Source organism: Vibrio sp. THAF190c (assembly GCF_009363355.1).
Lineage (GTDB): Bacteria > Pseudomonadota > Gammaproteobacteria > Enterobacterales > Vibrionaceae > Vibrio > Vibrio fortis_A.
This window is the reverse complement of the sequence record NZ_CP045339.1, coordinates 85,555-102,258: the sequence shown is the minus strand read 5'-3', so window position 1 is coordinate 102,258 and position 16,704 is coordinate 85,555. Positions and strand designations below refer to the sequence as shown.

Annotated in this window: 15 protein-coding genes; 6 read left to right on the top strand and 9 right to left on the bottom strand. The window is 44.1% G+C overall.

Translation table 11 applies throughout. The features are described 5' to 3' along the window. Positions 1-29: 29 nt before the first annotated feature. From FIV04_RS15525 to FIV04_RS15505, 5 genes are all read right to left on the bottom strand, one after another. The gene (locus tag FIV04_RS15525) at positions 30-647 is read right to left on the bottom strand and encodes a glutathione S-transferase family protein (protein ID WP_152469629.1); all 618 of its coding nucleotides are present in this window, start codon (positions 645-647) and stop codon (positions 30-32) included. Between the two features lie 9 nt (positions 648-656). After that, positions 657-1,685 (bottom strand): NADP-dependent oxidoreductase, encoded by a 1,029-nt coding sequence (locus tag FIV04_RS15520; protein ID WP_152469628.1) that lies wholly within the window; start codon positions 1,683-1,685, stop codon positions 657-659. A gap of 136 nt (positions 1,686-1,821) precedes the next feature. Beyond that, positions 1,822-2,409 carry a TetR/AcrR family transcriptional regulator gene (locus FIV04_RS15515; protein ID WP_150869694.1) on the bottom strand — a complete coding sequence of 196 codons (588 nt, stop codon included), beginning with the start codon at positions 2,407-2,409 and terminating at the stop codon, positions 1,822-1,824. 169 nt (positions 2,410-2,578) lie between these two features. Then, positions 2,579-3,052 (bottom strand): FKBP-type peptidyl-prolyl cis-trans isomerase, encoded by a 474-nt coding sequence (locus FIV04_RS15510; protein WP_032552689.1) that lies wholly within the window; start codon positions 3,050-3,052, stop codon positions 2,579-2,581. A 45-nt stretch (positions 3,053-3,097) separates the two neighbouring features. Beyond that, a complete protein-coding gene (locus tag FIV04_RS15505; RefSeq protein ID WP_150869693.1) occupies positions 3,098-3,724 on the bottom strand; it encodes a thiol:disulfide interchange protein DsbA/DsbL in 627 nt (208 codons plus the stop codon). Between the two features lie 300 nt (positions 3,725-4,024). Here FIV04_RS15505 and FIV04_RS15500 point away from each other — a divergent pair, with 300 nt between their 5' ends. Then, complete coding sequence (locus FIV04_RS15500; protein WP_150869692.1) at positions 4,025-4,669, top strand: OmpA family protein; 645 nt, start codon at positions 4,025-4,027, stop codon at positions 4,667-4,669. Positions 4,670-4,804: 135 nt separating this feature from the next. Here the strand turns inward: FIV04_RS15500 and FIV04_RS15495 are convergent, their stop codons facing one another. Then, positions 4,805-5,164, bottom strand: a complete 360-nt coding sequence (locus FIV04_RS15495; protein ID WP_032552686.1) for a glutaredoxin — start codon at positions 5,162-5,164, stop codon at positions 4,805-4,807. Positions 5,165-5,252: 88 nt separating this feature from the next. Beyond that, positions 5,253-6,854 (bottom strand): nitric oxide reductase transcriptional regulator NorR, encoded by a 1,602-nt coding sequence (gene norR / locus FIV04_RS15490; protein WP_032552685.1) that lies wholly within the window; start codon positions 6,852-6,854, stop codon positions 5,253-5,255. Between the two features lie 353 nt (positions 6,855-7,207). Between norR and hmpA the strand changes: the two genes are divergently transcribed. Together hmpA and FIV04_RS15480 are read left to right on the top strand one after the other, a co-directional pair. Beyond that, positions 7,208-8,404 carry an NO-inducible flavohemoprotein gene (hmpA, locus tag FIV04_RS15485; protein ID WP_152469627.1) on the top strand — a complete coding sequence of 399 codons (1,197 nt, stop codon included), beginning with the start codon at positions 7,208-7,210 and terminating at the stop codon, positions 8,402-8,404. A gap of 689 nt (positions 8,405-9,093) precedes the next feature. Next, complete coding sequence (locus tag FIV04_RS15480) at positions 9,094-9,927, top strand: EAL domain-containing protein (RefSeq protein ID WP_152469626.1); 834 nt, start codon at positions 9,094-9,096, stop codon at positions 9,925-9,927. A 166-nt stretch (positions 9,928-10,093) separates the two neighbouring features. Here the strand turns inward: FIV04_RS15480 and FIV04_RS15475 are convergent, their stop codons facing one another. Next, positions 10,094-11,035 (bottom strand): TDT family transporter, encoded by a 942-nt coding sequence (locus FIV04_RS15475; protein ID WP_152469625.1) that lies wholly within the window; start codon positions 11,033-11,035, stop codon positions 10,094-10,096. Positions 11,036-11,275: 240 nt separating this feature from the next. Beyond that, positions 11,276-12,682 (bottom strand): H(+)/Cl(-) exchange transporter ClcA, encoded by a 1,407-nt coding sequence (gene clcA, locus FIV04_RS15470; protein ID WP_152469624.1) that lies wholly within the window; start codon positions 12,680-12,682, stop codon positions 11,276-11,278. A 570-nt stretch (positions 12,683-13,252) separates the two neighbouring features. Here clcA and FIV04_RS15465 point away from each other — a divergent pair. From FIV04_RS15465 to FIV04_RS15455, 3 genes are all read left to right on the top strand, one after another. Then, entirely contained in the window at positions 13,253-14,236 is a 984-nt protein-coding gene (locus FIV04_RS15465) for a GTP-binding protein (RefSeq protein WP_152469623.1), read from the top strand. A gap of 159 nt (positions 14,237-14,395) precedes the next feature. Further along, positions 14,396-15,682, top strand: coding sequence for a DEAD/DEAH box helicase (locus FIV04_RS15460; protein ID WP_150869688.1), 1,287 nt, complete (start codon positions 14,396-14,398; stop codon positions 15,680-15,682). A gap of 205 nt (positions 15,683-15,887) precedes the next feature. After that, positions 15,888-16,508: a LysE family translocator gene (locus FIV04_RS15455; protein ID WP_150869687.1), complete on the top strand. Its 621-nt coding sequence runs from the start codon at positions 15,888-15,890 to the stop codon at positions 16,506-16,508. The last annotated feature ends 196 nt before the right edge of the window (positions 16,509-16,704 follow it).

Below are 16,704 nucleotides of genomic sequence, written 5' to 3'. Positions count from 1 at the left end.
ACGTACTTTGGCTTCGAGGTCGTGGTTAACTAGCCGTGTTTTTGCTCGATCTCATCTGCTTTTTGGAAACTTGGATGAGACTTAAGACGCTCGGTGTAAGCGACAAGGTTAGGGTAGGTGTGTGACGCACCAAAGTTATCCATCGCTTCGACAATAAATGACATCATAAAGTCTGCACCGGTCAGAGTCTCTCCCACAAGGTAGCTTTTTCCTTCAAGCGATTGCTCTAAGTAAGCCATGATCTTACTGTTTTCGTCTTCAGCATATTGCGCCAAGAAGTTGGTTTCACAGCCGTCTTTGGCCACAAAGATCTTAAGTAGAAGCGGCAGAATGCCTGAGCTTTCTGCAAAGTGAAGCCACTGATTGTATTCGAGGTGCTCTTTAGTCCCTCTTTGTGGTGCAAAACGACCATTACCATATGTTTCAATGAGGTAATCCGTAATTGCGCCCGACTCTGTAATGATCATACCTTGATCTTCGATTACAGGCGATTTGCCGAGAGGGTGAACAGATTTTAATTCAGGTGGCGCTAGAAACGACACGGAGTCACGCAAGTATGGCTTGATCTGGTAATCAACGCCCAGCTCTTCAAGTAACCAGATGATTCGCTTTGAGCGAGATTTATTTAGGTGGTGTAGAGTGATCATAGTTATTGCCTACTTTGCTTGATTAGTTTTGATGACGAGTTTGCCGAAGTTCTCACCTTTTAGAAGTCCCATAAAGGCTTGAGGCGTATTCTCAAATCCTTCAACCACTTGTTCTTTATATTGAATTTTGCCTTGTGCTAGCCATTCTGCCATTTGAGTTGCGAACTCGTTGTAATGATGTGCGTAGTCATCAAAAATAATGAAACCTTGCATCTTAATGCGCTTCACTAACAGCATTCCCATCAGTGCCGACATGCGATCAGGACCGTCTGGAAGTGATGTAGCATTGTATTGAGAGATCAGGCCACAAACAGGTATGCGCGCACCTGTGTTTAGCAATGGCATAACCGCATCGAAGACTTTTCCGCCCACATTTTCGAAATAGACATCAATGCCTTTGTCGCACGTTGCGGCTAGCTGTTCTGCAAAGTCTTCTGCTTTGTGGTCGATACATTCATCAAAACCAAGTACTTCTTTAGCATGGCGACACTTTTCTTCCCCACCAGCAACACCAATCACTCGGCAGCCTTTAAGCTTACCAATCTGACCCACGGTTGCACCTACAGGCCCTGTAGCCGCCGCTACCACAAGAGTGTCGCCTTCTTTTGGCTGACCGATATCGAGCAAGCCCATGTAAGCGGTGAAACCTGGCATACCCATGATGCCGAGGGCGAAAGAAGGATGGCTCGGTTCCATGCCCAGCTTTACTAAGCCTTCACCGTTCGAAACGCCGTAATCTTGCCAACCGGTATATGCCAATACCCATTCGCCAACTTGATAATCTGAATGCTGTGACTGTTCTACTTGGCAGACTGTTGCGCCAACCATCACTTCATCAATCGCTACCGGTTCTGCATAGGATTTTGCGTCATTCATTCGACCACGCATGTACGGATCGAGTGATAAGTAGATAGAACGCAGTAGAACCTCGCCTTCTTTAATGCTCGGTACTGCTACGGTTTCTAGTCGAAAGTTGTCTTGCGTAGGTGCGCCAACAGGGCGAGAGGCGAGCACGATTCTTCTGTTGTTATCAGTCATTGGATATCCTTAATGATCGCTGTTATGTATTAGACCAGTCGTCTAGTTTTGATTTCTAAAAATCCCGCCTCTTTATACTTAGACGATAAAATACGTAGGCGGGAAAGTCGTTGTTATGTTCGTGTCATTTGAGTGACTATGCTAGTGCGATGATACGTTTTGTCTCGTCAAAAGCGCTGTCTAACGTGTCTGGACTTTGACTCAACTTGCTTAAAAGGCTCGCGCCTAACCAGAGCGAGTATAGATTCTTTGCAACTTGTTGGTGGTCTAATGAAGCGATAGAGCCTTCTTTAACCCCATTTTCTAAACACGTTGCCATTTGCTGAACCACACTGTCAGCACCTTTTTGCAAAGCGAGTCGCATTGAATCAGAAAGATCAGATACCTCTGCAGATAGCTTCACAACCAAACATTTGTGAGCGTTGCAGACACCGTTTTGAGTCTCACGCCAGCGAGAGAGGTAATCTAGCAGGCGCTTTGCATGATCACCTTGCCCGTGTACCAAGATAGACTCAATTCTTGTTAAGTAACTATCAAAGTAGTGCTCAATCAAGGCCTCACCAAAAGCTTCTTTTGATTTGAAGTAGTGATAAAAGGAGCCTTTTGGTACATCAGCAGCCTTAAGCAGTTGAGATAACCCCACAGCCGTAAAACCCTGATTGACGATAAGCTCGTAGCCGACATCTAAAATATGTAGGCGTGTGTCGTTTGTTTTTTGATTCATGGCGATACTATAAATAAAATTAGACCAGTCGTCTAGTTGGTTGTTTTCGTTGACCCTATCTATGATTGGATTAGAGACTGACAACAAAAATCAGAATGAAGGTTGGTTACTGACTGGCATAAAAAAGCCCTGCGTCATCTGGCAGGGCTGTCACTGTTTCGTTGGTAGGTTACTTGATTGACAGTAGCTCTACGTCGAAGATCAGAGTTGCTGAAGGTGGGATTGGACCTGTACCGCCTTTACCGTAGCCAAGTGTGCTAGGAATAAAAAGGCGCACTTTTTGGCCCTCAACCATGTAGGTCAGACCTTCCTGCCAGCCCTTGATCACCTGCTTAAGTGCAAATGTAATCGGCTCACCACGTTCTACTGAACTATCGAAAACCGTACCGTCGATCAGGGTGCCGTGGTAATGAACAGTAACTTGGCTGTTTTTCGTTGGGTGTTCTGTACCAGTGCCTTCTTCAAGTACTAGGTACTGCAGGCCGCTCTCTGTCGTCACAACGCCCGCTTTTTTACCATTTTCGATAAGGAATTGTTGGCCTTGTTCGAAGTTTTCAGAACCAGCTTTGTGGTTAGTCCAAGTACGGTAAATCATGAAACCAGCCATGATGAATACAATAATTGGAATGACAAATTTAGACATATTGAAACCTATTTATAAAAATATTCTGTTGTTGAAAATCAACCATTAAGGCTGAGTCAAAAGGAAGTTGATGGTTTTGCCGATACCTTCCAGATCTTGATGACCTGCAGTCAGTACTTGGTATTTACCGTTAACGATGAAGGTCGGTACTGAGTTGATCTGACCCTTCACAGAGATCTCTTCGGCTTTTTGCACGTACTCAAACAGCGCAACTTGTTGCTCTTTTTCTAGTTGGTATGGGCTTACTAAACCGCGAGAAGTAAACGCCGTTTCCAGAGCTTGCTGGCGAGCTTCTGGTGTTGCGTCGCCACCCATCTGTACAGCGGCAAATAGGTCTTCCATGAAGGCATGGTCTGGCGTGTCATTCAACTGCATTACAGCAGTGTAAAAGATCATTGCGCTGATTTGAGCGCTTTCATTAAAGGTAACATGTACCTTACCAATCTTCTGATTAGTCAATGATTCGATCTCAGGAATCGCGCTCTCCATTGTGCGGCAGTGGCCACAGTTAAGCGAAAAGATTTCTGTCACTGGAGATAGGTCGTATTCAGTTAGCGCAACAGGAAGCGCTTCGTATTGAACGCCGGCTTGCGGCTCATTGCTTTCACTACAACCAGCTAGGGTTACTGCGGCGATAAGAGCAACAAATAATTGGGTAAATGGCTTGAACATATAATTTACTCTAGCGTTAAAAAGTCGGTGAATTCTAACGATTTAGTGGGAATAGGAAAACAATTATAAAGTAATTAAATGCAAACAGGTCGATGTGTTGAGCAGTGAGCAGCCAATTCACTGTTAACTGTGATCTATAACACTTTTTGCTTGGAGCACTACACATGGCGGTGAACGCGTATTACTCCAGTGGCTTACTTACGTCTTGTTCAAATGGATCGTAAGTTTGGGCTAAAGTTATAGCAAAGCCGCCGATATAGTGTTTGGTAGAAGTAATACGTTTACGTGGTGGATGAATTAATGAAGTATTTAGCACTGATTTGCAGTTTGGCGTTGGTAGGATGTGAAGCAACCGACTCAATGGCAATGTTGGGCGGTAACATGTTGGAGACCGCACCACAAACTGACTACGATGTGATGTACCCAGAGTGGGGCGTTGTACAAGAGACACGTGTTGTGACCAATTACCGTCAAGCACAAAACTCTTCACAGAAAACCATCACCACCAATTACGGCGTAGGCATTTCTACCGATGACCCGCTTGAAGTCTTCCTCAGACAAAATCGCATTGATTACGAAGTGCTACCGGGTAATCACGTAATGGTGAAATTGAACCATCACGTGAACTTTAAAACCGGTTCGGCAATTCCGGCTCCTGTGAATGATCACTGGTTAGATACGTTAGGTAGCTACCTTTCACAGCGTTCGGACATCGATATCGTCATTGAAGGGCATACCGATAACACGGGTAACGACCAAATTAACGATCCTCTCTCAGAGCAGCGAGCGAAAGAGGTGAAAGCGAGATTGGAGCGCAATTACGTATCGAGTCAATCTATCTATACGCGTGGCTTCGGTGAATATGTTCCAGCATGTACCAACACGTCTTCTCAGGGCAAAGCGTGTAATCGCCGAGTAGAGTTGATGCTGATCGTTGCTAAATAGCCCAGCTACCACCACCTACACACAGATATAAAAAATCCCTCAGCGACGAGGGATTTTTTGATTCGGGCTTTCAAGAGCAGCTGTTACCTGGAGAGCACATGTGACTTAGAGAACGACTGCTACGCGGAGAAAGAGTTAAGCGAAGTTCTTTTCTAGGTATGCAACGATGTCTGAAGACTCGTACATCCATTCCGTTTTGCCGTCTTTCTCAATGCGAAGGCATGGTACTTTCACTCGACCACCACCAGCTTCAAGTTCAGCGCGATGTTGATCGTTGTTTTTCGCATCACGCAGCTCAATTTTTACAGATTGACGCTTCATTGCTCGACGCACTTTTACACAGAACGGACAAGCTTCGAATTGATACAGAGCATAGCTCTTTGCTTGTTCATCAACTTTAGATTGATCTTCAGCTGAGCGCTTAACGCCACGCGGCGTAAATACAAAGTTAAGTAGCAGAATGATGCGGCCTAGGAACCAACGGATAAACTTCATAATTATCTCTATATTTTCACAATTAGGATTACAATTCGCAGCATTATATACACAAGTCTAGAAAGATGCTCGTAACAATTGTGAAACTCTATTTCGTCCGTTCAATACTGTGCGACTTGGCGACATTAAGACCTAATCGCTTAGCAAGGCGAGTTAAGTTAGCCCTGTCGGTTTTTAATGTTCTACCGGCCTGAGCCCAGTTGAAGTTCGCTTGTTCGAGAACATCAGTAATGATGGTTCTTTGGAAATCTTCTGTTGCACCGCGCAAACCTTCCGATAGGTCAATTTCAGGCGCTGCCATTGAGCCTTGACCTTGTGTATTGGAAGCGGGTGAATTGAGCGCGAGCTCTTGATCCAGCGGCCCACAATCTTCTTTAGTGATGGTTACTAAACGTTTGTTGGTGCTTCTTGCTAATGCTTTGAGTGCCGAACGGCTGATTACGTGTTCAAGCTCACGCACGTTACCTGGCCAGTTATAACGATTCAGGAATACCAACACATCAGAGCGGAATTTGATCTGATTAATACCCAATTTGCGTCGAGCTTGCTCTAAGAAGAATCCCGCTAGCAGGCTGGTGTCATCCCCGCGTTCACGAAGCGCTGGCACAGCGATAGGGTAAACACTCAGTCGGTGATACAAGTCCGCTCTAAAGTTGCCATCTTCGACTTCTTGTTTTAAATCACGGTTAGTTGCAGCAAGTACACGAACATCAATGGTTTGAATGTTGTCTTGGCCGACAGGTTGAATCTCATTGTTTTGTAGCGCACGCAACAGTTTACTTTGCGCGGCTAGAGGCAGTTCGCCAATCTCATCTAAGAACAGTGTGCCGCCATCTGCCAGAGCAAATTTACCAGAGCGGTTTTTGTCAGCACCAGTAAATGCGCCACGTACATGGCCGAACAGTTCACTTTCAACTAAATTTTCAGGTATAGCTGCGCAGTTTACGTAGACCAAGGGTTTGCGTTTACGTGCAGACTGATGATGTAACGTTCGAGCAACCAGTTCTTTACCAACACCAGTTTCACCATGGATGAGGATATTAAACTCAGAAGGAGCAACGACAGCGATGTCGTTTTTCAGAGCCATCATGGTATCGCTTTTACCAATGAGCTCTCCGCCTTCGCGTTCCCAAGCTTCTTCATTAAGCTCTTCTAACAGTTGCTTTGACTGTTTAGCTTGGCTCTCTAGTTGAGAGAAGGTGAGGGCCATCTGCATGGTTGAAGCGGCGATGGCTGCCAACACCTCTAAGTTGCGAGCGGGAATGTTAGCGAAAACATCTGGCGTAAGACTATCTAAGGTTAGAACGCCAAGCAGTTTGTCGCCAAAGAGCAGTGGCAGCCCCATACAAGCGTGCATTGGAAGGTCGCCGTCATGGTCGATCAGCAGACCGTCGAAAGGGTCAGGCAGCGTGCTATCAGAATCGAAGCGAACAGGAGTCTTAGAAGCACAAATTGCATCGAAGCGTGGATGCTCTGAAATGATGAAGCGGCGTCCGAATGTGTCTCGACTGAGACCTTGCATAGCAATAGGTACCAGCGTGTCACCTTGGAGACTCAATAACGCCACACAGTCACAGGTAATCGTCTTACGAATCGCGTCAATAAGGCGATTGAAGCGGTCTTGGTCGTTAACACCACTGGCAAGGCCGATGGTCATTTCCATAAGGGTTGATGCGGAGATATCTTGCATGATTCACTCTAACTGCGTGGGTTTATGTACATGATAGAGTCTTAATGACTCAAATAAAAGGTCTTTTTGACATTTTTATAAAGTGTGTTTTTGCTCGAAAGCTAGTGATGACGGGAGCTGGGAAAGTTGGCACTGAATGTGCAAAAGAGACATCGAAGACTAATTATACCAATGATTTATTGATGTATTTTTGATCTCAATCAATCGATGTTTATTAATTGGTTTTTGTGATTTTTTGAAATAAAAACAAGTCAAAATAACTTAGATCTCAGAAAGTCGAACAGTCATTCTTATTTTTTAAAGGTAGTCAAAGTGACACACATGTCACAAGGCTCAGTGTTCGGAGTAAATTCATGCTTAACAATGTACATATCGATATGATCAAGTCTACGATCCCACTACTTGAGAGTGCTGGCCCAGCGTTAACAACACACTTTTATCAACGTATGTTTTCTTACAATCCAGAGTTGAAAGACATTTTCAATATGACTCATCAACAAACTGGACGCCAAGGTGTTGCTCTGTTTGAGGCTATTGCTGCTTACGCAAAGAACATTGAAAATTTAGCGGCGCTTCAAGGTGCTGTTGAACGCATCGCTCAAAAACACACCAGCTTTAATATCCAACCAGAACATTACCAAATTGTTGGCCACCATCTCATTGAAACATTACGTGAGTTAGCTACTGAAGCATTTACACCAGAAGTTGAAGAGGCGTGGACGGCTGCGTACCTTTTCCTTGCTCAAATTTTCATTGATCGTGAAGGTGAGCTTTACCTACAGCGTAAACAGGCTGTTGGTGGTTGGGAAGCCGCGAGAACCTTTGTGGTAGAGCAAAAGATTGTAGAATCTGATCTGGTTAAGAGCTTTGTATTCAAGCCTAAAGACAATGGTCCAGTATTGGATTATGTTCCGGGTCAATACATCGGTATTGAAGTGAAACCTGAAGGTGCGTCGAATAATGAAATTCGTCAGTACTCGCTTTCAGATACACCAAACGGTGAAACTTACCGTATTTCGGTTAAACGTGAAGGTGAGGGCGGTCAGTTCTCAGGTCTCGTTTCAAATCACCTACATAACTCTGTAGAGGTGGGCGATGAAGTGAAGCTTTACGCACCAGCGGGCGACTTCTTTTATCAAGAGCGTCAAAAGCCAGTAACATTGATCTCTGCAGGTGTGGGTGTTACTCCAATGCAATCTATGCTGGAGTACTTAAGCAAGCAGCAGAAAAACGAGCCAGTTCTGTACCTTCACGCATGTGAAAAAGTAGAGCAGCATTCATTTACCCAACGTGTGTCTGACATTGTTGCTGATAAAGGTTGGTCAGCAAAAACGTGGTACATGAACAAGCCTTCAACGGACTGCGAAAACGTGTTGGAAGGCCAGATGAACTTATCTCAAGTGAGCGAAGCTGCAGGCTTCGAAGACAGCGATTTTTACATCTGTGGCCCAGTTGGCTTTATGAAGAATATCGTTGAACAGCTGGATGCGCTGAACATCGATCGCTCTCGAGTACACTACGAAGTGTTTGGACCTCACTCTCAGTTTTAGATTGAATCCTAACTTATCGTTACGAGGCCTCACGTTTGTGGGGCCTTTTTTGGTCGTGAAGTGGCGGATTAGGCAGTCGCTACTGTAGATCTATTGTGAATTCAGCCATTAGAACGATAACAGTACATCAAGCGAACTTCATAAAGCGGACTTGTTTGAGTTTCAGGTGAGCTCTATTCCATATAATGATATCGATCAGAAGAGCAAAGCAATCATATTTTGGTCAAAAATACCCTTATATATCATATTGTTAATTTGAGGGTGCGGTCTAAGTAAAGCCTCAAAAGATCAACTCTTCTATTGGTGTGCTTTACAATACTCTATATGTAAGCGCATGTAACTGCCGATATATTGCGCAATTTATAGAGTTTTAACTCTAATTTTGCGTAAGTTGTGTCCTTTTCTATTTTTTATTTCTTCAAATAAAGTTTTAGTAAATACAGGTTTGCCTGATTAGCTAATCAATTCGGTAAATCAATTGATCTGCGTAAGTTTATGTAAGAGATGTATCCTTTGTGACGCTAATCCAATCCTCCCTATGTGTCACTAGTTGCACCTTTTTGGCTGCCGTATACTGTTTTTGCCACATAAAATGAATATTGGACACATATTCATTCAAAACAACTCAATAAGTGGTTCGAATTAAAATTAGTAAATTTGCTTGCAAATAAGTAAAAATGAGACAGAAAATGATCACTTATAACCAAGATGAACAGGTTCTTGAAATACAGATACTGGGATACAAAATACAGAGCGTTTACCAAGAAATTAAAACCGAAGAGGGGGTAATTCACGGCTACGAAGCTCTTTGTCGAGCAACGAAAAATGGTGAGGGTGTCAGTCCTAAAAAGTTGTTTAATTTTCTAGAGAAGTTGGATGACGACCTCGAGTTTAAAGTTAAATTTGCAATCAATGTAATGCACATTCGAGGCTTCATAGAGTCAGAGATTTACAACGAAGAAACCAAATTGTTTCTAAACTTTAGCCCATGTTTCTTTAGAGCTTTGTCTAAACAAGACAGTTTAATCAATGATTGCGTTAAGCATATTCTGACAACAGGTATCAAACTAGAGCAGATCGTAGTTGAGATAGTTGAGGATTATTGCCCAATCGATGAGATCACTAACTTTTACGATGGTATTAACAAAATCCGCTCTCAGGGTGTGTCACTTGCGGTTGATGACTTTGGTACGGGGTGGTCCGGTTTCTCAAGGGTTGCAGCGATCAGTCCGGATTATATCAAAGTAAGCCGAGAACTGCTGGTGGCGAGCCAGGTTGGGTTAACGGAAGAATTAGAAGAGCTGAAAGTGATTTGCGGATTAAAAAATACGATGCTGATTTATGAGGGCATTGAGTGTATTGAGCAGCTGGAATTGGCGAAGGCATACGGCTCCAATTTGTATCAAGGGTACTACTTATCTTTTCCACGTAAGCACCCATTTCAGCGCACGGTTAATCACAAAGCAAAAATTGAAAAAACGATAAAAACCAACGCATTTACTAGCATCCACCTGAAATGCTAGCTGTCGATTAGAATCAATTATCATTTGAACAACAAACACAACACATACACTTAGGCACATGGATGTGCCACTCTCTTCTCTCTTAGCGCTTCTAGTCTTTTCTTATTAGTTACTTAAAAAACGATGGTCGTAAGTTCGAGACGTGATTATCCCGCAATACAATGGCTTATTTCGCTTTTTTCATGAGTTGCCTGGGATTGAACAATTCTGGCCAGTACATTTTTACGTAACCCCCTGCAACCCAAATGACTAAAATGGTTGCAATGGTGAGTTCGAAGAAACCAAATTTATGTAACCAGTACCACTGTGGATATTCGGCTCCGAAAAAGGTTGTTAATCGATGCATCGCTATCGCACTGATCACAGATGGAAAGGTTACCGCCGCGATGGAAGGCTGAAACTTCAATCTCATCAAGCGGATGTAACACAGGTAGATTAGCAGCGTCATGGTAATGGCGATACCCGCTAAAGCGCCTGTAAGAATTGGATCTGGGTGGTCGAAATTAACTAGGTAAGCCGCTAGTGACAAGTTCACCGGCGCTGCCATGATTGCCAGTGTAGGTCTTGCTCTACGAGGCAAGTTCCCCTCAAACACCAAACGATACAGCACTACTGGAAGTAAGAAGAAGTAGATACCGATACAGGTCGCTGCGAGTGTTTCTGAAAATACTGTGTGCCCAAATTGTGTACCCGCTAATGAGCTACTGATCAAACCTACTGGATATAAGAACCAGCTGGGAACAATGTTCGACATTTTAAAGTTGATGATCTGGAAACTAAAAAACAGCACCATCATCGTAAAGTGAAGCAACAGGGCACAGAACCAGATAGGGTAGGCGATGATCGGTGATATCTCGGCTAAGTAGTCACACAAGATCAACAGCGCCATGCTCATAGGGGCCATCAAGCTCCCACTTAACGGGTGGCGAATGTCGTTGATGAAGGTATTAAAACTTGTGAGATAACGAAGTAAAACAGGGACTAACAGTAGTGCGCCAACTGAAGCGAGGTAGGGACGAACGATTTCACCAATCCCCGGAATATATAGAGCCCATGCTTGTCCTAGCCCAATAACGCCAAGTGCTAACGACGCCTGAGACGGCGGCACATTTTTTACTTGGGTTAATCTTCTCCAGTTCAACGACTTGTTCCACCTTAAGTTACATATTAAACATTAGACTTATTGCTCTAGTTAGAGCGTGTAGTTGTGCTCTCAATAGATGTTAAGGGTGCTCAACTAATTTTGAGTGGATGATATCAAGATTAACGTTTGCTTTTTTGATTTTGATGCGAAATCGGGACACTAAGCACGTTGAATGTGTGCTTTTGTTTCATGAGTCTTTTGTTACTAACGTACTTCCTCTTGTTGCGGAAGATCTTGTTGTCTTAATTTTTCATTTTTTAATGTGCGGTTCAGTAGTTGGCTGTAAATTGGCTGGCCGCCCAACACCTGAGCAATGATTACGGCGCCTAGGCAAGTGATGATCAACGGTAATATCAGATAGTAGTTATTGGTCATTTCGATAACCAATAAAATCCCTGTTATCGGGGCGCGTACAGTTGCTGCAAATAGTGCCCCCATACCTGCAATCGCAAACATGCCCGGATCGATGTTGAGTTCAGGAAAGAGGGCCGAAGCGATAAGTCCAAATGCGTAACCAAAGAGTGTGCCAAGTGCAAGCATCGGGGCAAAGATACCGCCCGGTGCACCAGAGCCGAAACAGAGTAGGGTGGTAAGCACACGTCCCAAGAAGATAAGTAACAGCACGTTGGTACTGTAATCACCATGGGTGACATTAGGGATAATACCAATACCACCGCCAGTTAGCTCTGGAATATAGAGAAGCAATAAGCCAAAGCAACCGCCAAGCAGAGTACCCGTCATTAAGTAACGTCTGCGGTCGTTTTTGTGTATTGCGACAAACATGTCTTGTGAAAGGGTGATCAGCTTATTGAAAATTACGCCAAAAATCCCGAACAGCACGCCTAGTAAAAGGAATAGCCACAACGCATTTAGCTCAGGTGGTTGATATTGGGGCATGGTAATAACAGCCGACTGACCGTTGATAGAGCGAAACACGATGTTGGCTGAAACCGCAGAAATGATCACGGCCTTGATAGAAATGAGTGAGTAACGAAACTGCGGTCGCATCTCTTCAACAACGAACATGATCCCAGCTAAAGGTGCATTGAATGCAGCGGCTAATCCGCCGGCGGCACCAGAAGCGAGCAAAGAGTGGCGACTGTCGTCATCTTTTACACGAAAGATATCAGTGACCATGCGACCGATGCTGCCACCCATTTGTACCGTTGGTCCTTCACGACCTAACACCATGCCTGAACCGAGAGCGCCCATACCACCGAAGAACTTGACTGGAAGCACTCGCCACCAACGAACAGGACGCATGCCGTCCATCGCACCTTCAATTTCAGGAATACCTGATCCTGCGGCTTCGGGTGCAAAACGGTGGACAAGAAAATAGCCGATGAATGCAAAGGCTGCACTAATAAGAAATGCGGCTAGCCAAAGCGGTAGATAGCTGCCAATTTCATCTTTTAGCCAGTCGGTACGAGTTTCTGTGATGAAATGAACCGCAACTTCAAAATAGGTACCAACGAAACCTGCAAGGATACCGACGATACAAGAGAGGATTAAAACAGATACCGGGGTTTTGTCTCTGGAGAGAAATTGGTTGATAGCATCCCTTGGCATTTTTGCTAAAAAGGATTGCTTTATTTTCTCTCTGTTGGTCATTGAAACTGGGTTCCTGAGTTGGTGCGGTGGGATTGTCGTAAATTATACGCCTCCGTTACTTATCCAATAGCAACAAAGATGCAAAGTTGAATTCCATTTATGAAAGTAGCGTGCGACATAAATAAGAACTATAGCCAATACTGTGGAATCGTCGTCACAATTTTGGTCGAATCTATAGTGGCAACTTGAATTACTGCAAAAATGAACCATAGTTAAATTGTAAAGCAACATAACGAACCGCAAGGAGAAGTGAGGTTTTACACACAATTTGGATGGATTCAAAAAAAGAAATTTTCTAGTTCCTCGTTAAATGTTCAGGTCGATGACAAGACTTCCTGATTCGCGAACTCACGATTGAGTAACGAGGGTAAGGCGCGCTACCAAAGTGCGCCTTTAGTCTGTTTGGGATAGCATAAATTTTGACCTCCAACCAACTTCATTTCATCCAGATTTGAAATTCTTGCAATACGCTGCCCTAAATCTACTTTTATTCCTTTCCAGTCGTCATAAATCCGATGCGGACAAACCTTTGATATTCGGTATATACTCCTAAAAAAAGGAGAATGGACTATGACGAACAGAGTTCCTACCAATATTATTACTGGCTTTCTCGGGGTGGGTAAAACGACCGCGATTTTAAACTTGCTGAAGAACAAACCAAAGAACGAAAACTGGGCGGTATTGGTTAACGAATTTGGCGAAATCGGTATCGATGGCGCACTGATGACTGATCAGGGTGCGTTGATCAAAGAGGTCCCTGGTGGATGTATGTGTTGTACGGCAGGTGTTCCTATGTCTGTTGGAATTAATGCATTACTTCGTCAAAAGCCAGATCGTCTCCTAATTGAGCCTACTGGCCTAGGGCACCCTAAACAAGTTATTGCTACATTAACCTCTGAGCAATACACACCTTATGTTGATCTCAAGGCGACATTAGGTTTGGTTGACCCGCGCTATCTTTCAGATGAAAAGTACACATCAAATCAAAACTTTAACGACCAGTTGGATAGTGCAGATGTGATTATTGGTACTAAGGTGGATCTTGTTCACTCTGAAGATATCGATACCTTCAATGACTGGGTAACGAATCAATCTCCGGCTAAGGTATTCCATAAACTGATCCATGATGGCGAAGTGCCGCTTGAAGTGTTAGACATTGAGCGTGTTCGAGGTGGTGCATCGTTTGGAATTGAAGCACATCATCATGAACATGCTGAACAAGAGCCTCAGTTTGAACTTCCACCGGGTGAAGATTTCATTCGCAAAGAGAACAAAGGGCAGGGCTACTTTAGCTGCGGTTGGTTGTTTGGTGCTGAGCACAAATTTGATTTCGACCAGCTGTTTTCTATGCTTTCGGCACTGCAAGCTGAAAGGGTAAAAGCGGTAGTCAATACAGATCAAGGCTGTTTCGCATTTAACGTGGCTAACCAAGTGGTGTCGGTTAATGAAATCAGCTTAGATGGCTTTGAATCTCGCCTTGAAGTGATTGATTCGCAACTCATGCCGTGGGCAGACCTTGAACAGGTATTGCTCAAACTTTGTGGCCTGAAGTAGTAAAAGATGGCACTTGTTGGACTTCAAGCCCAATAAGTGTCAATTAGAGTGATAAAATTTGCGTTATATCACGATAAATGTGAGATAAATCACTCTAATTACTTTATAGTGCTCGGCTGATATAAAAATGTAGGCTGTCTGCTTAAGGAACTCGTAACAATGTCATTTTCCTCTCAAGGTTTTGCTCCTGAACTCGTAAAAGCGCTGACTGAGTGTGGTTATGAAAAACTCACACCTATTCAACAAAAAGCGATCCCAATGGCGCGTAAAGGCCATGATATTTTTGCTACGGCACAAACGGGTACGGGCAAAACAGCTGCGTTTTCATTACCTGTCATTCAGCATTTGTTGAACAGCGGCAACAAAGCATCACGCGGTACAGCTCGCGCTTTGATCCTTGCGCCAACACGTGAACTGGTTGCTCAAATCGCACAGAACATCAAAGATTACGTTAAGTACACAGAGCTGAGCGTAGCGGCGGTTTATGGCGGTAACAAGATGTCATCACAGGTTCGCCAGTTAGATCTGGGTGTGGACATTCTTGTAGCAACTCCGGGTCGTCTAGAAGAGCACCTAGAAGAGGGTAATGTCTCTATCTCTAATCTTGAGTTCCTAGTTTTTGATGAGGCAGACCGTATTCTCGATATGGGCTTCATCAATGCGGTACGTAAGATCATGATGGATGTTGAAACATCACCTCAAATCATGATGTTCTCAGCGACAACATCAACTCAGTTAAACCAGCTTTCAGTTGATATTCTGCGTAAGCCAAAGCGCATTAGCGTAGAACGTGAAAACTCAACGGCAGCAACAGTTGGTCACGTGGTTTACCCTGTAGACCAAGAGCGTAAAACGGAATTGCTTTCTGAGCTGATTGGCCGTAAAAACTGGCGCCAAGTGCTTGTGTTTGTGAACTACAAAGAGACAGCAAACGAAGTCGTTAAAGAGCTTAAGCTTGACGGTATCAAAGCTGTGTTGTGTCACGGTGATAAAGCGCAGAGTGCTCGTCGTCGTGCGCTGGATGAGTTCAAAGAAGGCAAAGCTCGTGTGATGGTAGCAACAGACGTTGCGGCTCGTGGTCTGGATATCGAAGACTTACCACACGTAATCAATTACGACATGCCATTCCTTGCAGAAGACTATGTTCACCGAATTGGTCGTACGGGTCGTGCAGGCAAACAAGGTCACGCTGTTTCTTTTGTTAACCGTGAAGAAGAGCTGACGGTTGTACAAGTAGAGAAATTGATTCAACAACGCATTCGTCGCGTAGAGCAACCTGGTTACGAGCCTAAAAAGCGCGATGCTTATATTGAGAAGCTAAACACCAAATCGGCTTATAAGAACCGCCAAGGTCGCAAGAACAATGCGAACGAAGAAAAGCCAGACCAAGCGAATGCTGAGCGTCGTCTAGCAATGATGAAGCGCATCAAGAACCGTCGCAAGTAAGCTAGAGTTAGTGATAGAAAAGAGCCACAGTGATGTGGCTCTTTTACGTTTCAATAGTGGCTTCATTTATAAATGAGCCCAGCGTATATAAACGCTTACTCAGCTTATGCCGCTCCGATGCACTCAATAGCCACCACTTTCAACATGCTGTTTTTAAATCGAGAACAGTCAGTTTTACACAACAATAAAGCAATAAGGTAACAATATGGATAGCGCGCTACTTTTGGCTTTCATCCCCACATTTTTCTTTGTCTCAATTACTCCCGGGATGTGTATGACCTTAGCGCTTACGCTCGGTATGAGTATTGGTTATCGTCGTACTCTATGGATGATGGCTGGCGAACTGGTTGGCGTGGGAGTTGTATCGGTGGCAGCGGTACTGGGTATTGCTTCGATCATGCTTAATTACCCTTGGTTGTTTACTGGCTTTAAGTTCGTTGGGGCAGCGTATCTGTTTTACCTTGGCGTTCAAATGTGGCGTTCGAAGGGTAAACTGGCGATCAGCACTGATAATCAAAACCAAGCAACTGGTAACGATTGGGACCTGGTGGTTCAGGGCTTCGTTACGGCCATCGCGAATCCCAAAGGTTGGGCGTTCATGATTTCTCTGTTGCCACCGTTTATCAATAGCTCTAAGGCGTTAGTGCCTCAGCTCTCTATCTTAGTTTCTATTATCTTGGTATCGGAGTTTGTGTGTATGACGTTATATGCGACGGGAGGTAAGAGTCTGAAGCACTTATTAGGACAAGCAGACAATGTTCGTTTGATGAACCGTATTGCTGGCACCTTGATGATGGGTGTTGGTGTATGGTTGTTTGTGAGTTAATTTTGATTGACGAGAACGGGTAGAGATCCCCGACTCAGTCGTTCCTCCTTCTCGAGGATGACGAGCAATAGTAATGTGAAAGCTCGGACTCTTACTTAAACCTTAGATTGAATAGAATATAAAAAGAGCGATAGGGTATTTGGCCTTATCGCTCTTTTGGTTTTCGTTAGCTAGACAACACTAAGGTTACTGATCT